The organism is Flavobacterium sp. LK-23 (assembly GCF_058135255.1).
Map to the genome: position 1 here is coordinate 81,301 of NZ_JBYUVT010000010.1, position 23,087 is coordinate 104,387.

12 protein-coding genes are annotated in these 23,087 nt (G+C 35.9%); 3 read left to right on the forward strand and 9 right to left on the reverse strand.

Features of this window, described 5'->3' with window-relative positions; translation table 11 throughout:
- Positions 1-156 precede the first annotated feature (156 nt).
- From AC3Y25_RS15645 to AC3Y25_RS15655, 3 genes are read left to right on the forward strand one after another with little or no spacing between them, the layout of a single operon-like run.
- A complete protein-coding gene (locus tag AC3Y25_RS15645; protein ID WP_095930758.1) occupies positions 157-795 on the forward strand; it encodes a 2Fe-2S iron-sulfur cluster-binding protein in 639 nt (212 codons plus the stop codon).
- Entirely contained in the window at positions 792-1,772 is a 981-nt protein-coding gene (locus tag AC3Y25_RS15650) for an FAD binding domain-containing protein (protein WP_489903363.1), read from the forward strand. Before AC3Y25_RS15645 ends, AC3Y25_RS15650 begins: the two co-directional genes overlap by 4 nt.
- 7 nt (positions 1,773-1,779) lie before the next feature.
- The gene (locus AC3Y25_RS15655) at positions 1,780-3,984 is read left to right on the forward strand and encodes a xanthine dehydrogenase family protein molybdopterin-binding subunit (protein ID WP_489903364.1); all 2,205 of its coding nucleotides are present in this window, start codon (positions 1,780-1,782) and stop codon (positions 3,982-3,984) included.
- A 326-nt stretch (positions 3,985-4,310) separates the two neighbouring features.
- Here AC3Y25_RS15655 and AC3Y25_RS15660 read toward each other — a convergent pair whose 3' ends face one another.
- From AC3Y25_RS15660 to uxuA, 9 genes are all read right to left on the reverse strand, one after another.
- Positions 4,311-4,874 carry a DUF2911 domain-containing protein gene (locus AC3Y25_RS15660; RefSeq protein ID WP_489903365.1) on the reverse strand — a complete coding sequence of 188 codons (564 nt, stop codon included), beginning with the start codon at positions 4,872-4,874 and terminating at the stop codon, positions 4,311-4,313.
- A 99-nt stretch (positions 4,875-4,973) separates the two neighbouring features.
- Complete coding sequence (locus AC3Y25_RS15665; protein WP_489903366.1) at positions 4,974-6,773, reverse strand: glycoside hydrolase family 2 protein; 1,800 nt, start codon at positions 6,771-6,773, stop codon at positions 4,974-4,976.
- 220 nt (positions 6,774-6,993) lie between these two features.
- On the reverse strand, positions 6,994-9,408 hold the full coding sequence (locus AC3Y25_RS15670; RefSeq protein ID WP_489903367.1) for a glycoside hydrolase family 2 protein: 2,415 nt from the start codon (positions 9,406-9,408) through the stop codon (positions 6,994-6,996).
- A gap of 71 nt (positions 9,409-9,479) precedes the next feature.
- Positions 9,480-10,670 (reverse strand): glycoside hydrolase family 88 protein, encoded by a 1,191-nt coding sequence (locus tag AC3Y25_RS15675; protein WP_489903368.1) that lies wholly within the window; start codon positions 10,668-10,670, stop codon positions 9,480-9,482.
- Positions 10,671-10,951: 281 nt separating this feature from the next.
- Positions 10,952-12,472: a RagB/SusD family nutrient uptake outer membrane protein gene (locus AC3Y25_RS15680; RefSeq protein WP_489903369.1), complete on the reverse strand. Its 1,521-nt coding sequence runs from the start codon at positions 12,470-12,472 to the stop codon at positions 10,952-10,954.
- Positions 12,473-12,484: 12 nt separating this feature from the next.
- Positions 12,485-15,487, reverse strand: a complete 3,003-nt coding sequence (locus tag AC3Y25_RS15685) for a SusC/RagA family TonB-linked outer membrane protein (protein ID WP_489903370.1) — start codon at positions 15,485-15,487, stop codon at positions 12,485-12,487.
- A 216-nt stretch (positions 15,488-15,703) separates the two neighbouring features.
- The gene (locus tag AC3Y25_RS15690; protein ID WP_489903371.1) at positions 15,704-19,795 is read right to left on the reverse strand and encodes a two-component regulator propeller domain-containing protein; all 4,092 of its coding nucleotides are present in this window, start codon (positions 19,793-19,795) and stop codon (positions 15,704-15,706) included.
- Positions 19,796-19,962: 167 nt separating this feature from the next.
- Positions 19,963-21,591, reverse strand: a complete 1,629-nt coding sequence (locus tag AC3Y25_RS15695) for a hypothetical protein (RefSeq protein WP_489903372.1) — start codon at positions 21,589-21,591, stop codon at positions 19,963-19,965.
- Positions 21,592-21,878: 287 nt separating this feature from the next.
- A complete protein-coding gene (uxuA, locus tag AC3Y25_RS15700; protein ID WP_489903373.1) occupies positions 21,879-23,063 on the reverse strand; it encodes a mannonate dehydratase in 1,185 nt (394 codons plus the stop codon).
- Between the last annotated feature and the right edge of the window lie 24 nt (positions 23,064-23,087).

The following is a 23,087-nucleotide window of genomic DNA, read 5'->3' on the forward strand; positions in this document are numbered from 1 at the left end:
AAAACCCTTTGCGCTCTTTGCGGCTAAAAAAAAAGGAAGAAATTGTAATTATTCTAAATAAGAGTAATGTTTGAATTTTATAATTTTTTCTTACATAAGATCGCTAAATTTGTTAGAATGACAAAAGCGAATTTGCTAATTTAACAAATAGATTGAATGGCTTCTAAAAAAACAAACCAGAATAAAGTAACACCCGAAGATTCCAATTCGCGTCGTGACTTTATAAAGAAATCAGGACTTTTTACCGCCCTTGCCCTGACGCCGCCTTCATTGGTTATGGCTACAGAAAAGAAATGGGATGAAAAAATAGCGGAATATTTAGAAACAGTACCGCTTTCTATTGAAGTAAATGGCACAAAACACAATCTGAATATTGAGCCAAGAACTACGTTGTTAGATTTGCTTCGCGAACAGTTACAGCTTACTGGAACCAAAAAAGGATGTGACCACGGACAATGTGGAGCATGTACGGTGCATGTAAATGGAACTAGAATTTTGTCGTGTCTGTCTTTGGCAACGATGCAGCAAAACGCACAGGTAACTACGATTGAAGGACTTTCGAAAGGAAAAAAACTGCATCCAATGCAGGAAGCTTTTATCAAGCATGATGGTTTTCAGTGCGGCTATTGCACTCCAGGACAAATCATGTCAGGAATTGCTTGTATCAAAGAAGGCCATGCTAATAGCAGAGAAGAAATTAGTGAATATATGAGTGGTAATATCTGTAGATGCGGTGCTTATCATAATATCGTTGACGCCATAACGGAAGTGAAGGAAGGAGGGAAGGAAATATGAAAAACTTTCAGATAATTAAAGCTTTGTCGTCTTCTTCGGCAATTACAGGAAAAGCAAAAGATGATTCTTCTATGTTTATTGCGGGAGGAACCAATCTGGTGGATTTGATGAAGAAGAATATCGTCGCTCCAGATAAATTAGTAGACATTAACGGATTAGACTTAAAGAAAATAGAATTTTTAAAAGGAAAAGTTTCGATTGGTGCATTGGCAAAAAATAGTCAGGTTGCGGAAGATGCTTCTATTAAAGAAAAATATCTTTTGTTGGCGTTAGCTTTAGCTGCTGGAGCTTCTCAGCAAATTCGTCACATGGCGACAGTTGGAGGTAATATGCTGCAGAAAACGAGATGCTCTTATTATTACAACACCGATATGCCTTGCAACAAACGTGTTCCAAAAAGCGGATGTGGTGCAATTGGCGGTTCTAACCGAATGGCGGCTGTTTTTGGAACTTCGGATAGTTGTATTGCTGTTCACCCAAGTGATATGTGTGTGGCTTTGGCGGCGCTCGATGCAACAGTTTTGGTAGATGGTCCAAAAGGAAAACGAGAAATTAAGTTTACTGATTTTCATAAACTTCCTGGAAATACACCAGAAAAAGACAATACACTTGACAGCAGAGAATTGATTACTGCTGTTGAAATTCCAGATAATAATTTTACTAAAAATGTGCATTATCTTAAAGTTCGTGACAGGACGAGTTATGCTTTTGCATTAGTGTCTGTTGCTGTGGCTTTAGATGTAAAAAATAATACCATAAGTGATGTCAGATTGGCTATGGGAGGTGTGGCACATAAACCATGGCGACTGACTGAAACAGAAAAATTTCTGAAAGGAAAAACAGTTTCTGAAGATCTATTTAAACAAGCAGGCCATTTGTCTATGAAAGGGGCAAAAGGATTCGGGGATAATAATTTTAAAATAACGCTTGGAGAGAATGCAGTAGCAGAAGCACTTACAATAGCATCATCAAAATAATTAAATTATGAGCAAGACAAGTAATATTAATAGAGTTGACGGATTTGCTAAAGTAACGGGTTCAGCGACTTATTCGGCAGAATATAAAACAGCAGGCGTTGTTTATGCTTGTTTGGTAGGAAGTACGATTGCGAAAGGAAGAATTAAAACCATTGATACTAAAAAAGCGGAATGGGCGCCAGGAGTTTTGGCTGTAATTACGCATTTAAATGTGGATAAACCTGCTGGCTACGAAAAAGCAAAAGACAAGCATAATTTTGGTCAGCCCTTGCAGATTTTCAAGGATGATTCGGTTTTGTATTACGATCAGCCGATCGCTTTGGTAATTGCCGATACTTTTGAACGTATGCGATATGCGGCGAGTTTAATTAAAGCCGATTATTTTAAAGAAGAACATTCGACAGAACTTAAAAAAGCAGCTGAAAAAGAAAAGAAAGTCGAAACCGATAAAGGAAATGATTACCATCGTGGTGAACATGATGGTTATAAAAATGCTGAGGTTATTTTGGAAACCGAATATACGATTCCAACCGAGGTGCATAACCCGATGGAACTTGCCAATATCATAGCAAAATGGGAGGGAAACAAACCAATTTTATACACAAAAAGTCAAGGTGTAGAGGGAACGCGTAGAAGTGTTGCCGGAGTTTTTGGAGTGCCTGTTGAAGATGTTGAAGTTCATGCGGAGTATCTTGGTGGCGCTTTCGGAATGGGATTACACACCTGGCCGTATGAAATTGCGGCATTAATTGGTTCTAAGAAATTAAATCGTCCGGTAAAATTAGTTTTACACCGTGAGCAGATGTTTACCAACGTAGGTTTTAGACCTTACACGATTCAGAAAATGGGTCTTGGCGCAACAAAAGCCGGAAAACTGACTGGATTAACTCATGAAGCGGTTGCAATGACTTCAAGCTATGAGGATTTTATGGAGGGTACCGTAAACATGTCCCGATTTATTTATGATTGTGCCAATGTTTCGACACGTTACAGAATTGTGCCTTTGGATACCTGCACACCAATTTGGATGCGCGGGCCGGGCGAGGCGACAGGTTCTTTTGCCTTAGAAAGTGCAATGGATGAAATGGCTTATAAATTAAACTTAGATCCGATTGAATTTCGCAAACTGAATTATGCCGAAAAAGATCAGGAACAAAATAAACCTTGGAGCAGTAAATTTCTTTTAGAATGTTACGAAGGAGGAATGGAACGTATTGGCTGGAAAAACCGCAAAAATGAACCCGGTTCTGTTAAAGAAGGAAACTGGCTAGTGGGTTACGGAATGGGAACTGGAACTTTCGGCTGTTATCGAAGCCCAACTTCTGTAAAGGCAAAATTTTTGGCTAATGGAGATTTGGTATTGCAATGCAGTGTAAATGATATGGGACCCGGAACGGCAACCATGATGACTGCTATTGGAGCCGAAGTAATTGGTTTGCCAGCTGAAAATGTAGTTATCGAAATGGGAAAAAGCGGATTGCCAAAAGGCCCAACGCAAGGTGGTTCGGCAACGACTTCGTCTGTTGGTTCTGCTGTTCATGATGCTTGTAATTTATTGCTGAATAAAATAATTGAATTGGGAAGTAAAAATTCTGCTTTAAAAGGAATCGCTTTTACAGATTTAACTTTTGAAAATGGTGCAGTTTCTTCTAAAAAAGACAAATCTAAATCGGTTACATTAGCGGCGCTCTTAAGTAGTAATAAATTGGAAGATTTTGAAGTAGAAAATCTTTCTAAAGCCGCAGAAGAAGCGAAGAAATATTCCATTTATTCGTTTTCGGTTCATTTTGTAAAAGTATTAGTGAATCCGAATTTGGGTAAAATAAGATTGGCTCATGTTGTGTCTTGTGCTGATATTGGAACCGTAATCAGCCAAAAAACTTCTGCAGGGCAAATGTTTGGTGGAGCAGTGGGAGGAATCGGAATGGGATTGATGGAAGCTTTAGAAATCGATCATCGTTTTGGTCGTCCAATCAACAATAATTTCGCTGATTATCATGTTCCTGTAAATGCAGATATAGAAAAACAAGAAGTGTTCTTCGTTAATAAAAAAGACCCAATCAGTAACCCAATGGGAACAAAAGGTTTGGGAGAAACAGCTTTAGTCGGAATGGCGCCTGCAATTGCAAATGCCGTTTTTAATGCAACTGGAAAACGTGTTAGAGATTTACCAATTACATTGGATAAAATTATTGAGACCGCAAAGGTTTAATCATAAAAAACAATTACAATAATCCCTTTGAGAATAAGAACTTAAAGGGATTTTTTTTGTGAAATAACCTCATTTTTGTCATTTCGACGAAGGAGAAATCTTCGCGAGAAACTCGACAAAGAATGGATTATTACTGCGGAGCTACTTACGGAGATTTGCTTCGCCTGTTCGCTAGCGCTCGGGTCTCCTTCGTCGAAATGACAAGATTGCGTGATAAAGCTTTAAGATCTTGCATAAATCTTGATGTCTTTTGAGTAAATAAAAAAAGTCGCAAAGCTTAAAAAAACTTTGCGACTTCGTGCCTTTGTGGCATATATCATCAAAACTTATTTAACCGTAATGGGTAATTCAACAGTTGTTTTATCCCATCCAATAACAAGATTTGTTACATTACCTTGAGTTGTAAATGCAATAGATAAAGCTTCGATAGTTTCGCTTACAGATTTAACTGGAACAGAAACTCTCACAACGTCTTTGCTTTCATCATAAGCATAACCACCCCATAAATCCAATTCTTTATTGATAATGATCGTCCATTTATCTTTTTCTGGAATAGCAAATAAACTGTAATATCCTGCAGGAACTTTTTTACCGCCAATAGTTACATCTTTGTAGAATTTAATCTCTGTATTTTCATTAGCACCAACTCTCCAGATTTCTCCAAACTTTACAACATCGCCAAAAATAGTTCTTCCTTTTGCAGAAGGTCTTGCGTAAGTAACTTTGATAACCGGATTTGGATTATCTGTTTTTTTGAATTTAACTGCCTTGTTTGGGAAATAAGAAATATCAACAGGGCTGTTGTCTAATGGAGCAAATTTCACCACTTCTTGTGCCTGAACTGTAAAGGCAGCAAACAATGTAACTGCCAGTAAATAAATTTTTTTCATAGGATTACAATTTTTAGAATAACTACAAAGTAAGTTAATAATGAAGAAAAATCATATAATTTACAGTTTGTTTTTTGTTAATGAATTGGTAATAACGAATTAATTCTGAGACTCCTTTTTCTTTTTAGCATACCAATCCTGCATAATGTAAAAAGCTTTTTTCTTTTCACCATCATTTGAAATTAAGCCTTTACGATTGTAACCGTCCTGAATACCTGGAAGCAATCTTTTCGGAGATCTAAAATCAACCAAAATCCATGGACTTGTCCCGCTTAAGTGAGGAATCTTTTCAATCATTTTTAGATTCTGAATGTATAAATATTCCTGATATTCCTCTGTCCAACGTTCGTTTTTCTCTCCATGAAAGCCCGCTTTTGCATCACCTCCAAATTCAGAAACGAAAACAGGTTTGTTGTATGGTGTAGTCCAGAATGTTTTTTCAGCATTTTCTAAGTTACCGCCGTACCAGCCTAAATATTGATTGAAAGCAATAATGTCAAGCGATTTGCCAATTTCGTCGTCAATCTTTCCGTTATGCGTTAATAAAGCGGCGCTAATTAACCTTGTATTATCCAATGATTTTGTATGATGGACCAAATTCGTGATAAAAGTATTTCGAGCGTCAGAAACCGGAGTTTCATTTGCCATAGACCAGATCACAATACTCGCTCTGTTTTTATCTCTTGTAATAGCAGCTGTTAATTGATTTTGGGCATTTTGATAGGTATTTTTATTAGTAAATTCAACAGTCCAGTAAACCGGAATTTCTTCCCAAACCATTAATCCCATTTTATCAGCTTCTCTAACCATGTTTTCGTTATGCGGATAATGTGCCAGACGAACATAATTGCAACCTAATTCTTTTGCCCAATTTAGTAAACGTAGCGCATCTTCTTCAGAATTAGCACGTCCGCCTTTTGCATTTTCTTCGTGAATAGAGATTCCTCTTAAAAAGACTGCTTTTCCGTTTAATAAGATTTTATCACCTTGCGTTTCAATTGTTCTGAAACCAATCTTGTCGTTTAATTTTTTTCCGTTAAAGTCTACATCATATAATTTCGGATTTTCTGGCGACCAGTAAGAGATCTTTTTTGCTGGAATTTCGAAGTTTAAAATTCCATTACTATCGGCTTTTCCTTTGTAATTGATTTTTAATTCAGGAATAGCAATCGAAATCTGATTTTTTGATGCATCTAAATTGTTGATCTTGATGAATCCTGAAATAACATTCGCATTGCCTTTTTTCAGCTGAATGTTGTAATCTTCCACAAATGAAGATTCCTCTTCAATTAAAGTCACATCGCGCGTGATGCCGCCATAATTCCACCAATCAGTATTAACAGTCGGAACATCTTCTTTATGGCGTGTATTATCCACTTTTATAACCAAATAATTGTCTTTTGGCTGAACAATCGAAGTCACTTCGTAATTAAATGGCGTAAAACCGCCTTCGTGAGTTCCTAGTTTCTTTCCGTTTAAATAAACATCAGCTTTATAGTTGATAGCGCCCAAATATAAAAACAGACGTTTGTTGGCTGTTAAATTATAATCGAAAGACTTTTTAAACCATACATTTCCTTCATAATATTTCAGTTCTGGAACCTGCGAATTCCAATCGCCAGGAATCGTAATTGTTGGCGATTTATCAAAATCATATTCTACCAATTCCTGTTTGTTTTGAGCATGATAATTCGTGAAAAATGCTCCTTTTGCTGGTTTTTCCTGTTTGTCGTATTGATCCAGATGAAAGCTGTAGAAACCTGTTTGATATGGATCAATTATATAATTCCAAATTCCGTTTAAAGAAGTGGTATTTCGGTTTGATACGTTAGAAATTAAACCTTGTGCTTGCCCAATTGCGAACGAGGTTAGGAATAATAATGTTAGAATTTTTTTCATTGTAAATTTGTTTATTATGTGTTTTGCCACAAAGGCGCTAAGACGAGAAGTTTTTATTTAAAGCCATATATTGTTAGGATTAAAATGATTTTATTTCACGCAGATTTTAAAAGATTTCAGCAGATAAACGCAGATATTTATAATAATAAAATCTGCTATAATCTGCCAAATCTGCGTGAAATAAAAAAAAACTTTGCGCCTTAGTGGCTAGAAAATCTTTTTACTCAACTGGAATCTTCAAATATTCCCCTTTAAAACTCTGGTTCAACGCCGTCATTTCAATCGCATTGCCAGAGCCGTCAGGGATAACCTCTATAGAAGCTTTTCCGTTTGCCATTCTAATAGATTCACTTCCCGTTGGTGTTCCCTGGTTTTTTAATGTTTTTCCGCCTTTTAGACATTGAAAATAGACACTCGCTTCATAATCCAAACAGCGTAAATTATTATTATCAATTGCAATTGCCGTAACCAGATAATTGCCGTTTTTTAATTTTTCTGATGATAATTGCAGCGAAGAAGCCGTATCATTTTTATTGAAACGATAATTGACTTTTATGGTATCAGAAACTGTTTTCCCATCTTTATTTTTACCAATGGCAATTAGGACATTTTCTCCTTTTTTAAAATTGACATCCCAAGTTAAACCATTTGCAGGATAAAGGGAAAGATTACGCTGTTTTTCTCCCAAAGATTTCCCATCATGAAATAGCGTTACTTTTTCGCAATTGCTGAAAACACTGATGGTTCTTGGCGTATTTTCTGGACCTTGACGTTCTGTCCAAGTATGTGATTCGATATAAGCGAAAGGTGCTGCCGCCCAATAACTTTTAAAAACATAATACGCATCTTTCGGAATTCCGTTTCGATCCGTAAGACCTTTTTGGTTCATATACGGAATATCGTCTTCTGGACGTAACGGCGTTGCAAAATCCTTAAATGCCCACTGAATATTTCCCACAAACGTTGGGTCATTCTCGGATATATGCAAATGCCAATCAAACAAATCAACTATATAATTTTCGCTCCAGTCGCCAATTTGGGCAATGTTAGCCACTTTAGTTTGTACAATGGCTTCTTCCCAACCTTCAGCTTTTATTACATTTTCGCCTGTTACAGGATTTTCGCTGTGGCGTCCTACGTGACTGTCTCCGCCATATTCAGCATGAATAAAATGTTTGTATTCTTTTTTATAAACATCAATTGCTTTCTGGTAGCTTTTGTAACTTCCAGAATACCAGCCCGACCAGATAGAAGGAGAGAATACATCTACAATATGCGATCCTTCATAATATTTTCTAATAGCCGTTTTTCTTGTAGGATCGAGTTTATGAGCGATATCATTCAGTTCATTTAAAAACACATTGGTTTTATCGGCATTATCTCCATCAGGGAAATCCGGAAGCCAGTTAATTTCGTTTCCTAAAGACCAGATAATAATACTCGGATGATTGTAATTTTGATTGATGATTTCTGCCAGCATGTTTTTGGTATTCGTTTTCCAGACATCATTACCAATTCCGCCACGGCACCACGGCAATTCATCCCAAACCAAAAGACCAAGTTCGTCGCAAGCTTTATAAATCTCTGGATCTTGCGGGTAATGCGCTAAGCGAACAAAATTAGCGCCCATTTCTTTAATCGATTTCATATCGGCCCAATGCTGTTCGTTGCTCATTGCAGCACCAACTCCCGCTTGTTCTTCATGACGATGTGTACCGCGAATCAATAGACGTTTTCCGTTAAGGTAAAACGGACCATGATCTTTAAACTCAAACCATCTAAAACCTACTTTTTCGGAAACGCTATCTCTAATTTGATTTTTTTCTGATAAAACAGCAGTCAGTCTGTATAGATTTGGTTTTTCGGTATCCCAAAGTTCTGGATTTTTAATGTTTTCAAAAGTGATGGTTGAGTTTTTATCTGAAACGAAAACCGTTTTACTTGCCACTTTTTTCCCTTTCGGAGTTTTAAGTGTTACTGTTAACGATAAATCTTTTGAATTATCGGGGGTTACAAAAGTAGAAACAATTTGCACCGAAGCTTTTTTGGCAGAAACATGAGGAGTTGTAATTTTTATATTTTCGATATGATTTTTGTATTTCGAAACTAGCCACACATCGCGCGTGATTCCGCCATAAATAAAGAAATCGCTTTTTTGAGACGGAATAATTTCAATATCATAACTATTATCCACACGAACAAAAATATCGTTGTTTCCTTCTTTAATAAAGTTGGTAATGTCTATTGAAAAAGCAATATAACCACCAATATGCGAACCAGCTTCTTTTCCGTTTACATATACTTTTGTGGTTACATTTGAACCTTCAAAGTATAATGAATAAACACGGTTTTTATCGATTTGCGCAATATTTAATTTCTTCTGATACCAACTGGCATCGCGTCTGTATCCTGGATAGAGGTCGGTTGCATCTTCGGCATTCCAAGTGTGCGGTAAGTTTAAAGAAGTCCAGTTGGAGGCTTTTTGCGCTTCGTTTAGTTTTTGAGTGTCATTTTCTAAATAAAGCCAGTTGTCATTGATGTTCGTCTTTGTCTGAGCAAAACTGCTGCTCAGACAAATTTGAAACAAAACAAAAAGCGCAAAAATTGAAAATGTATTGTGTTGATATTTCTTCATGTGTGTTTAGGTTCAGAGGTTCAAAGGCTCAAAGATTCCAAGGTTCAGTAGTACAAAGGCAAAAAGCTTTGCTACTTTGTTCCTTTGCCACTTTTTCTTAAAAGAGCTTCCAAAAAATAATAATCGGCGTAGATTATAGGTTCGTCAATTTCATCATGTTTTGGCCAGTTTCCTGTACTGTGATCAAATAGGAACGGTGCTTTAATTTTAGTATCTAAAATATATTTATCCGTTTGTACCGAGGCCATCAGTTTATCGGCGAAAGCCAGATAACTGTCATTTTTGGTATAACTATGCAATTCATATAAAGCAGATGCCATTACCATTGCAGCCGAAACATCGCGTGCTGAATTTGGTATACTAGGATCTTTAAAATCCCAATATGGAATTCCATCTTCTGGAAGGTTTTTATTTGTTATAAAAAACTTGGCAGTTGCTTCGGCTTGTTTTAGATAAGCAGGATCTTTTGTATATCTATACGACATAGTAAATCCGTAAACTGCCCATCCTTGGCCGCGTGCCCAAACCGAATCGTCATTGTAACCTTGAAGTGTGGTTTTCTTTCTAACTTCGCCCGTATTTGGGTTATAATCGATAACGTGGTAACATGAATTGTCTTCTCTAAACTGATTTTTCAAAGTTGTATTGGCGTGTTTAATCGCAACATCGCGGTATTTTGGATTTCCAGATATTTTGGATGCTTCAAAAAGCAATTCCAGATTCATCATATTGTCGATGATAACTGGATAATCCCAAATTTCTTTGTTGAAATCCCAAGAACGAATCGAACCCACTTTTGGATTAAACCTTGTGCACAAAGTTTCGGCGCCTTTAACAATTACCGCTTCGTATTCTTTCTTGTTTTCCACTTTCAGCGCTTCTCCAAAACTGCAAAACACTTTAAAACCTACGTCATGCGAATTACTATTGACACTTTCTTTTTTGCTGAAAGGAGTCCATTTTTGAGCTTGTTCTTTAAATTTTGAATCGCCTGTTAATCGGTACAATTGCCACAGATTTCCAGCAAAAAAGCCGCTTGTCCAATCTCTAGACGGCACTTTGCGAATCTCAAGAGTTTTTATATTCATACTTCTCGGCATAGACATCGAATCGACTGGATAATCGAGTAACATTTTGTAACGCGTTTCCAGTTTTTCTGTCGCTGCTGAGGTAGTTTTTGTTTGAGTATTAATTCCGGATTTGCACGCTGTTACCAGCGATGCAAACCCAAGAATTAAAGAAATGAAACTGACATTCTTCATATTAAAATAATATATATTGTGATCGTGATTTTTAGACGCGGATTGGACGGATTCGCTATCGCGAACACGCTGATTTACACGGATTTTTTTATTTCACGCAGATTTGTACAGATTGAAGCAGATTTAAAATAGATTTTTTTGAATAATCTATGTTTATAAGATTATTGAAATTTTAAAATACGTTTAAAAATCTGCGTTCTCTGCTAAAATCCTTTTTTGATCTGCGTGAAACTAAAACATGATAATCATTGCAATAACAAATCAGTGGCATCCGCGTTCAATTAATAACCAGGATTATTTGGTTTTAAATTCGGATTAATAGCCAACTCTGTTCCAGGCAGCGGCCACAAATAATCTTTGTTTGGATCAAAATTAGCATGTGGTTCTAAGCCATCTGGTCCAAATACTTCGGGTCCGATTTTAAGTCTTTTAATGTCGTACCATCTTATATATTCAAAAGCCAATTCTAATCTTCTTTCGTCAATAACCATTTTTCTGAAATCTGCCTGAGATAAGCCAGGAGTTACGTTTGCTGGAAAAGAAACTAATTTACCCGCTTTGTTTCTTGCTCTTGCACGAACACGGTTTACATAACCATTAGCTTCTGTTGTTCCCGGATTAATTTCGTTTAAAGCTTCTGCTGCCGTCAGCAAAACTTCTGCAAAACGCATGGTAATGTAGTTGTGCTGAGAAGTTCTTCCATTAGCACCTGCTTTTCCTGGAAAACGGAAATATTTGGCAATGTGTGGGCGTGGTGCTTTTTCGTTATCGCTTGACGGATAGACTTGCAAAGCTCCACCTGGTCCCGTTTTCTTTCTAATAATGGTATCAAAACTTACCGCTCTTCTATAATCTCTCTGATCCCAAGTATTGAAAACTTTTAAAGATGGAACAGCAACAGAGAATCCTTGTCCGTAGCTATAACTGTCATCTTTTAACGATCCAGTAAAAAACGCGGTATAATCCTGACCGTAATTTCCTGATGTTAAGTTATTAAAGTCAATTGTAAAAAGGGGCTCTTTTAAAGTAGCTGTTTTAGTAGCGTTAAATAAATCCTGAAAATCAGCATCCAAACCTAAACCAAATTTAGCTTCGTTGGTAATTACAAATTTTGCTTCATCATATGCTTTTTGAAAATTTCCTAAAGTCAAATAAACAGACGCTAAATATCCTGCAGCAGTACCTTTTCCAGGAACAGCTTTTACTTTTGGTTTATCCTCTAGCCATTGTTTCGCAAATTCTAAATCGGCAATAATTTTTGGATAAACATCTGCTTCTTTTGTTTTTCCAATCGAGTTTACCTGATTCACATCATTCACCACAAAATCAACATACGGAATATCACCAAAAAGGCGCACTAAATGATAATAAGCAAAAGCTCTTGCAAAATACGCTTGAGCTGCAATAGCGTTGACTTTTGCTGGATCGCCAGGTGTTTTTTTAGCACCTTCAATCGCCTGATTTGCGGCTGTGATAATTACATACGATTGAGGCCAAAAGTTTGCCACAAGCGCGTTGGTATCATTCATTGACATATCGTTTACATCAATACGAGCCGCTTGCGTTGTTCTGTCGCCAATATCAGACATGTCGTCACGAAGCATAAGGGCAATTGTAAATTCTCTTCCCCAATAATTATTGTGACCAATGTTGGCAAAAGCACCGTTTACAGCAGCCTGCAAATCGTCTGTATTATTAAAAAAGTTCTCTGGACGAATAATTCCTATTGGTTTTTCTTCTAGATCAGAACAGCTAAAAAACGCCATTGTTCCAAAGCAAAGAAGAGCTATATATTTTTTCATAATTGTTTTAGATTAAAATTTTAAATTGAATCCTGCTGTAAATGTTCTTACGTTTGGATATCCTCCATAATCCAATCCTAAATTGGTATTACTTCTAGAATTCGTGTCGTTCAAGTAATTCGTTTCAGGATCTGTTCCTGGATAATCAGTAATGGTCCAAAGGTTTTGTGCACTGATGTAAAAACGAACTTTGCTTAATCCCATTTTAGAAACAACTTTTTCATCTAAACTATATCCAATAGAAACGTTTTTTAAACGGATATAACTTCCATCATAAACAAATCTTGAAGTGATTCTTTTTGTTCTCGCTGCATTTGCAGGAACATTTGTATCGGTATGAGTTGGTGTCCAAGCATCTAAAACTTCAGTTGTAGCGTTGTTATTTCCAGAAGCCAATTCCATCAAAGTATAGTTTAAGATTTGACCTCCTTGCGAACCTTGAAAGAAGATATTCAAGTCAAGATTTTTATAAGTGAAATCATTGTTGAATCCGAAGATGAAATCTGGGTTTGGATTTCCGATGATTGTTTTATCTTGAGAATCCAATTTTCCGTCACCATTTACATCTCTAAATTTTTCACCACCTGCAACAGTTTCAAAGTTTCCTGGCAAAACCGCTTCGCCTTGCTGAATTACGCCGTCATAAATAAATCCGAAGAAAGAACCTACTGGCTGTCCAACTCTTAAAATCTGCGATTCTGTTGCTAAGAAATGCCCAGGAGCAGAGTTGATTAAAAGATCTTTGTTATCAGCCAATTTTAAAACTTTGTTTTTGTTTGAAGATATATTAAAGTTTGTTGACCAAGTAAAATCAGAACCAATAAAGTTTCTGGTATTAATACCTAATTCCCATCCTTTATTTTCTAATTCACCCACGTTTTGAAGCTGAGAAGCAATTCCAGAAATTCCAGGAAGCGGTCTGTTGAACAATAAATCTTTGGTAATCGTTTTATAATAATCTGCTGTAATACTAATTCTATTATCAAATAAACCTAAATCAATTCCGTAATCCTGCTGATACGAAGTTTCCCATTTTAAATTCGGATTGTCTAGTGAAGTCAGCTGAACCGCATTGGTAATCACGTCACCGCTTACATAATAGATTTCAGAAAATCTAGAAAGAGTAGAGTAGGCACCAATTGATGGGTTTCCTGTTGCTCCGTAACTTGCTCTTAATTTTAAGTTTGAAACCGTTTTATTGTCTTTTAAGAAGTTTTCTTTACTAATATTCCATCCGATTGCTCCAGAAGGAAAAGTTCCGTATTTGTAGTTTTTACTAAAACTAGAAGAACCGTCTCGTCTTGCTGTGAACGTTAGCAAATATTTATCTGCATAATCAAAATTCAACCTTCCGAAAGCAGAGATTAATTCCGTTTCTGATAAACCAGAATCTGGTTTTAAGAAAACAGTTCCAGCACCTAAATTTCTATAAGAATTTGTATTTGTCAAGAAACCTCTTGAAGCGGCATACGAATTTTCGTTTTTGTTTTTCTGGTAAGAATATCCTCCAAGAACTGTCAGCATTCCTTTATCGATAATTTCACGTTTGAAAGTCAAATAATTCTCTGTCAGGAAAGAAGAAAATCTTGTGTTGTTTACAGAAGCTTCTCCTTTGATGTTTTTTCCAGCAATTAAAGTGGAAGGAATAAATCTTCCTGTTTGTGAATTATTATCGGTTAAACCTAAAGTAGTTTTAAAATCAAGATCTTTAGTAATTTGATATTGAGCGAAGAAATTGTTTCGGTTTACGATAGAAACAGTTTCCAAAATATTTTCCATTGCAGTGGCGTATGGATTGTCAATATCGTCACCAATTGGAGCAGTCGTTGTATAAGTTCCGTCTGCGTTGTAAATTCCTTTATCTGGCATAAAACGATAAGCAGAAGCAATTACACCTGCAGCACCAGTTCCTCCAGCACTTGTCTGACTTACGATTCCTTCTTTGTTCTGCTTGCTTGTAAAAGTGTTTAAACCTACTTTAAATTTTGGAGTTAAATCGGCCTCAAGATTTCCAACAATCGTGTATTTGTCAATTCCAGAATTGATTACAACTCCATTTTGGTTGAAATACGTTCCAGAAACATAATATCTGATATTTTCAGATCCGCCTGAGAAAGACAATTGCGTATTCGAAATCATTCCTTCACGATAAATTTCATCTTGCCAGTCTGTATTTGCAGGACCTTGCGTGTGCGTAGTAAAACTTTTTCTATAAGCCGCAAATTGATCTGCATCTAATAAATCTAATTTATTATTTACGGATTGAATAGAAGTCGAATTGCTAAACTCAATTACTGGTTTTCCTGGTTTTCCTTTTTTAGTTGTTACCATGATAACTCCATTAGATCCACGAGATCCGTAAATAGCAGTTGCTGAAGCATCTTTTAAAACTTCAATTGAAGCAATGTCCTGAGGAGCTGGCATAGAAACACCTGCAAAACCATCAACAACAATCAGTGCATCTCCGCTGGCGTTAATCGAAGTTCCTCCACGCACTCTAATTTTTGTAGGAGCTCCAGGTTCACCCCCATTATTGGTCATTACCGAAACACCCGCTGCACGACCTTGTAAAGCTTGTTCTGCATTTAAAACAGGAAAAGCTGTCAGTTCTTTTGCCGTTACAGAAGATACAGAACCCGTAATGTCACTCTTTTTACGTGTACCGTAACCCACTACGATTACTTCGTCAAGCGCTTTTGTATCTGGTTTTAAACTTACATTGATAACATTTTTAGTTCCAACTGGAACTTCAACCGTTTGAAATCCTACGAAATTGAAAACTAAAACAGCATTTTTCTCTCCTACAACTACAGTATAATTTCCGTCCATATCGGCAGAAGCGCCTACAGAGGAGTTTTTGATATAGACATTAGCACCAGGAAGCCCGAGCAAATCTTCGCTGGAAGTTATTTTTCCAGTTACTTTTCGTTCCTGTGCATGCATCACGATATTTACCAGTAAAAAAGATACTAGAAAACACCATTTAAACGATTTGTTTTTGTGGTTTGTAAACATTCATTTTTTGGTTTTAAGGTTAATAAGTTAGATAAAGTAGAAAAGCAATAAACTCATTCCGATTATGATGATGACAAAGAAAATTTGCAGCAATAAGAATTTTGTTTTTTTGATTTTCATATCGCAAATGTATAGGCCAAAAAAGAAATAGAAATACAAAAAAGGGTATCTAAAAATACAGATACCCTTTTTAAAGCCTTTAAAAATGCGGATTTATCAAAGTACAGTCGAAGATTTATAAAATTTATCGGCGTATTGAGATGGAGTTTCGCCGTACTTTTTCTGAAAGCATTTGCTAAAGTATTTCGGATTGTTGAAACCGACTTTATAACTGATTTCGGAAACGGTTAATTTATTTTGTTCTAATAATTGAGCCGCACGTTTTAATCTTATTTCATGAATAAATTCATTTGGCGTGCAATTGGTCCAAGCTTTAATTTTTAGAAATAACATCGTTCGGCTTACGCCTAATTCGGAACAGAAAAACGGAATATCAAATTGTTCGTTTGAAATGTTTTCTTCTACAATCTTGAATGCTTTTTTCAGTAATTCTTCGTCTAGAGAAGAAACCGTAATTTCTGACGGAATAAAACTGTCTTCGCTTGAAAATTTGATTCTCAAACGTTCAGTCGTGTTCAAAAGGTTTTTAACGCGAAGCCTGAATTCCATTAAATTGAATGGTTTACTAATGTAATCATCGGCACCGCTTTCTAATCCTTCAAATTTGTAAACCAATGAAGATCGAGAAGTCAGCAGAATAACTGGAATATGGCTGGTTTTGATGTTTTCTTTGATTTTTGAACACAATTCAGTTCCCACCATTTCTGGCATAATAACGTCGCTGATAATAAGATTCGGAACAAATTTCAATGTTTTTTCCAGAGCAATTTTACCATTTTCGGCTTCAATAATGTTATAATCTTTTTTTAGAAGGTTTTTCATGAACTTTCTCAAAACTTTATGATCTTCGACAATTAAAATGGTCTGCTTTTCTTCGTTTACAATTAAATCTTCAATGTCATCATTTTCTACAATTTCTGAAGTTTCTAATTGAGCTGCATATTGTGCAATATCGTCACTGATTTTAAAATCAGGAATAATTTCGTTGTCCAGAAGATGTTCGCGCCCAAGCGGTAAAGTCACTTTAAAAATAACTCCGCCAGAAGGTTTATTGGTAACATCAATTTTTCCTTTATGAAGCTCGACAATGTTTTTTACAATCGAAAGTCCGATTCCAGTTCCTTTATTATAATTTTTCTGAACCTGATTGTGTGTTGGAACTTCAAAAAACAGATCGAATATTTTGTCAATATGTTCCTCGGCAATTCCTACACCGGAATCTTCAACGGCGATAAAAAGATTCTGTTGGTCTTGATTGATTTTAATTTTGATCGAACCGCCTTTTGGAGTATATCTAAAAGCATTTGAAATCAGATTATAAAATACGCGTTCCAGTTTATAGCGGTCAAAATAAACTAGAATCTCTTCGTTTTCAGTTTCAAACAAATACTCATAACCGCCATCTTTGGCGTATTCGATAAATGAAAGAAAGATTTCTTTGGTAAATTTGACAATATTTCCGTTTGCAGATTCCAGCGTAACCTGATGATTTTCCAGTTTTCTAAAATCCATTAAACGGTTAATCAAACTCAAAAGGTGATTCGCGCTTCCTTCAATAACCAAAAGCTTTTTATACATTTCGTTGGTTCCATTGTAATCGGCTAAAATTTGCTGTAACGGACCTAAAATCAAAGTTAAAGGCGTTCTGAATTCATGCGAAATATTGGTAAAGAAATCTAGTTTCAGCTTGTTGTTTTCTTCAATACGCTGCGTTTCCAGATATTCTAGTTCGAGTTTTTGTTTCAATCTCGCTTTCGATTTCATAATCCAAATCAAGCCATATAAACCTAAACCAATTATGATTCCGTAAAGCATAAATGCCCAAATACTGCGCCACGGAGCAGGATTTACAATAACGGTTAAAGTCGTTGGAGCCTGATTCCAAACGCCGTCATTGTTGGCGCCTCGAACCTCAAAAGTATAAGTGCCCGGATTTTGAATCGCAAAATTAGCTTCACTGTTTTTAGTCGTTGTCCAGTTATTTTCCAAACCAACCAAACGATAACTGTATTGGTTATTTTTGGATCGAATGTAATTTGGAATCGCAAAACTGATCGAGAAATTTGCCTTATCATAATCCAAAGTGATCGTTTTAGTATAGCCGATGCTCTGTTCTAAGATTCCGTCTTTATCATGCGCATTTACTGTCTCGTTTTTAATTTTCAAATCGGTAATTAAAACCTGTGGAGCATACTTATTTAAGGAAATTTTTGTGGCATCGAAAAAAGTTGCACCCGACGGACTTCCAAAATAAAACTGATTGGAACCTAATTTTAAAGCCGAATTATCGTTGAATTCATTACTCGCCAAACCATCTTTCTGATCGTAAATTACAACCGATTTTTTAATTGTATTGTACTTGATAATTCCCTGATTAGTACTGATCCATAAGTTTTTATCATCGTCTTCTAAAATCGAATGAATAGAGGTAATAACCGTATTTCCAATTCTAAGATTGATTCTGGTGAACTTTTTTCCGTCAAAAACATGAAGCCCTTTCGCTTTTGTCCCTACCCATATTTTATTCTGAGAATCTTCAAACAAAGTCAAAATATCATCGCCAGATAAAGCCGAATGATCATAAAAGAAATGTTGTATTTGGTATTTCTTAGAATCAAAATTTTGAAGCGAAATACGATTTAAACCATTTTGTGTTCCAAGCCAGATTGAATTTTGTTTGTCGATCAAAATACTGCGAACCATATTATTGGTTAGAAAAACAGGTTTAGAAGTATCATTTCCAATAATTTGGAAGGTTTTGTCTAATGTGTTGTAACGAATTAAACCTTTGCCAAAAGTTCCAATCCATAAAATTTTATTTTCAGCTTTAAGAGAATAAACACCGCTTTCTTTCAGTAATTCGGTTAAATCAGATGCAATTCTATTATCTTCCATTCTTTTGGAAATGGTATTGTAAGCCGATAATCCTTTCGAAAAAGTTCCAATCCATAAAATATGATCGTCTGCAAGACACATGGCTTTGATATCATTTTTATGAGTTTGTCCAGTTTTACTATTGATATAACTTACAGCTTCGGTAGTTGTATTGTAAATGCTAATTCCACCACCTTCAGTTCCAAAATAAATGTTTTGGTTTTTATCTGCAATAATCGAACTCACCACATCAAAACTCATCGGAATCTTTTTAGAATTCTGATTGTAATTGGAGAAATTGACATTCGAAACGTCCCAAAGATTTACGCCTTTGTAATAACAACCAATCCAAATAGAACCTTTTTTATCCATAAAAATAGATTTTACTTTGTCGATTCCGTTCGCATTATTGCTATTATTGATTTTTTGAATATTTTTCTCTTTGCCTAAAATATAAATTCCGTCATAAGCGCCAACCCATAGAGAACCTTGATTATCAATTACTAAAGAACGAATGTCGGTATTGATTTCGCGGTATTTTACAGCCGGTAAAAAAGAAACAAAAGCTTTTTCTTTTAGATCGAATTTTAAAAGGCCTTTGTTTTTTGTCCCAACCCATAAGCTGCCATCTTTGTCCTCAATAATCGATTGAACGTTTAGTAAGTCAGTTGTGTTTAATGGATAATTTTTAAAAGATAATTTACCATTTTTTCGACTGGTCAATTGGCATAAGCCTTTTGTAGTTCCAATCCAGATTTCGCCTTTTTTAGTTTTTAAAATGCTGAGAATATTATTGCTTGGAAGAGTAGAAGCATCATCATCGGAATGAAATACGGAAGTAAATAATCCTGATTTTTTATTGAAAATCGTTAATCCTTTTGAAGTTCCAAACCACATTTCGCCTCCAATTTCTCTCATGCTCCAAACTGCATTATTGCTAATGGTATGATTTGCTTTGGTATGAAGATATCTTGTAAAACGATTCGAGACGGGATCATAGCAATTTAGTCCGTTGTAAGTTCCTACCCAGATTTTTCCTGAATTGTCTTCTTCAATGGCTAAAATATCATTGTTGCTGATCGAAAATTTATCAGTTGCATCATTCCTGAAAATTGTAAATCGGCTTCCATCATATTTATTAAGACCATCGCGGGTTCCAAACCACATCTGGCCAAATTTATCCTGATGAATGGCAATAACAGAACTCTGTGAAAGCCCGTCTGTCGTAGAGAAATTTTTAAGACGGTATTTATTTTGGGAAAACAAATTTCCGAAAACAAATACAATTGCGAGAAAAGCTATTTTATATTTCATAGCGTTTAGTTTTGTTTTTTTGCCACAGATTTCACAGATTATAAAGATTGTTTTTCTGTGTGTTGAAAATTAGCCACGAATTCACGAATTGTTCGAATTAATTTTTTTAATAATTCGTGAATTCGTGGCTAAAAAAAATCATTTTAATCTGTGGCAGATATTTTAGCCTATTTCAAACGTTTATTTAATTGATAATCGTACAAAGAAGGAATCTTCTCAATCGGAATGTTTAAAAATTCAATATAAGGATCGATGTCGTATTTGATTTCAAATTTTGTATTTCCGTGAACACCAATAATTCTGGCTAAAGCGCCGTCTTTCATTCCGTACAATAAAACTGGTTTTGATGCATCTGGATTTTCAACTTGAACATTTAAATTCCAAAATGTACTGAAAGGCCCGTGAGAAGGTTTCCAGTAATCGGCTCCGCCGCCTCCAAACAAAGCATAACTGTTGTTTTTATCGGCTTTTAAATGAACCGTAATATTGTCAAACAAGTTTTGATGATTGGCTCCTGAATGCTGATCTAGAAGTGGGTCAGTAAATATCTCGCAGTTTTGATACACATTTTTAGTTGCAAAAGTGTTGAAACTTAAAGGATGGACGGCAGAATTATAGATTTTGAGATTCTTAACCAAAATATTGTGCACGCCGCCTAAAGTTACCGTGTAATGCGATAAATGCGGTCCATCGGTTGTAATATCTTGAATGGTAACATTAGCAACTTCTTCGGCTAAAATTCCGCTGTCGGCATTGGTGATTTTCACATCTTTAACCCAACTATTGAAAAGACGAGTCAAGAAGATACCATTATTGCCAGGTTCTACGTGATGTGCAACTCTCGGAATATCAGGAAACGTAAAACGAAGATGCTCGATACCGACTTCGTTTAAATGTTTCCACTCAACCAATTGCGCCTGGTAACTTGGTTTAATTGAAATGGTTAAAGGTGTTTTTAAAGTAATTTTTGAACCAGAGATTTTAGTAATTTCAACCTGTTGTCTCACAATGGGAAGTTTTGGAAATTTCCAATGATGCGAACCCGGTTTTACTTTTGCTCCTTGATACAAATCGTTGATGATTTCGCCATTTTCGCCATCTTTATTAAAAAGCTGCAATTCTACAACATCGCCGACTTTTAAACCTTTTATGTCAGAAACCGTAATAATATGTTCGCCCATTTTCCCCGAACTGACTTTCGCCAGCGGATTAGATTCTGGTTCGTATTTATCCAGATATGATTTTACACGTTCGCCCGGAACTTGCGTCCAGATAAAACCTCCAGACCAAGCATATTGCGAGAAAGGCAAATCAATATTGTTTTCTGCTTCACGCTGTCTTTTATCAAAAGTGGTTAAATATTCGCGAAGTTCAGCCAAAACATCAGAATCTTTAAGATACATCATCGGTCGTGGGCAATAGATTTCAGTTCCGTTTTCGCCAGAACCTGCACCGCGAAGTACAAAATTGCTTCTTTCGATATAGAGAATTTCACTTAAGATAATGCGTCCAGCTGGCAATTGTAAAATTACATTCCCTTCAACAGCATTAGCGGCTTTAAAGGCTTTTAAAAGCGCTTTTGAATCGTCTAAATCGTCATTTGCTTTTACACCAAAATCAACTGCATTGATGACTTTTCCATTGGTTTCAGGAATCTGGCTTTCGCCGAAATGATACCCCGCATAACTAAAATCTGGAAGATAATTCGTTTTTGAAGTGATAATTTTGGGTATTTCCTGTGCCAGCAAAGTATTTATAAAAAAGCCACAGGATATAAGAATGGCTTGGCGAATCATGGTTTTGTGGTTGTTCGTGGTTAGTTAGTTTTTTTGTTTTGCCACGAAGGCTCTAAGACGCTAAGATTTTTTAAAGCTTTGTGTTTTTAGTCTCGCAAAGTCGCTGAAACGCAAAGTTTTTTGTTTCACACAGATTTAAAAAGATTTAAGCAGATAAACGCAGATAATTTATTCAAAAAAAATCGGCTATAATTTGTCAAATCTGCGTAAAAAAAAATCTTTTTAATCCTTTTAATCTGTGGCTTTTTAAAAAAAAAATACGTCTTAGCACCTTCGTGGCAAACAAATTATAAAGATCGTTTGATCCCTAATTCCAATCCTCGCAATTCTGCTAAACCTCTTAAACGGCCAATTGCAGAATACCCCGGATTTGTTTTTTTCTTCAAATCATCCAACATTTGATGTCCGTGATCTGGACGCATTGGTAATTGACTGTTATTTCTTTTTTCAACTTCCAAAATGGCTTTTACAACTTCGTACATATCAACATCACCTTCCAAGTGATTTGCTTCGTAAAAACTTCCTTCTTCATCACGCTGCGTGCTTCTTAAATGGATAAAATTCATTTTATCGCCATGACGTCTCACAATTCCAGGCAAATCATTATCAGCGCGAACGCCGTAAGAACCTGTACACATTGTAAATCCGTTTGATGGAGAAGGAGCGGCGTTTATTAATTCCATCAAATCTTCTTCGGTACTTACGACTCTTGGTAAACCTAAAATTGGGTAAGGAGGATCGTCTGGATGAATGGCCATTAAAACCCCTTTGCTTTCAGCAACCGGAATAATTTCTTTTAAAAAGTGGAAAAGATTATTCTTTAAAGCCTGTCTGTCAATATGATTATAAGCACTTAAAGTAACCAAGAAATCTTCCACAGAATAAGCTTCTTCGGCACCAGGAAGTCCAGCCAAAATGTTCTGTTGTAATTTTACTTTATCTTCGGCAGTCATGGTTTCAAAATAGCTTTTTGCTTTTTGTTTTTGTTCTTCAGAATATTCGTTTTCTGCACCTGGTCTTTTTAAAATAAACAATTCAAAAGCAGCAAAAGCATTAATGTCAAAACGTAAAGCTTTTGATCCGTCTTCCACTGTATACGATAAATCTGTTCTCGACCAATCTAAAACAGGCATAAAGTTGTAACAAACACATTTAATACCGCATAAAGCTAAATTGCGAATGCTTTCTTTATAATTTTCAATGTATTGCAGATAATTTCCAGTCTGTTTTTTAATGTCTTCGTGAACAGGAATGCTTTCTACAACCGACCAAGTTAACCCAGAAGCGCCTTTTTTAGGATCACCGTTTTCGTGTTCAATTTCAACTTTTCGTTTAATGATTTCGTCAATGCTCCAAACTTCTCCATTTGGAATGTGGTGTAAAGCCGTTACAATTCCGGTTGCTCCAGTTTGTTTGATATCTTGTAAAGAAACAGGATCATTTGGCCCGAACCATCTTAATGTTTGTTCCATTTTGTATTATGTTGTTTTGTGAGT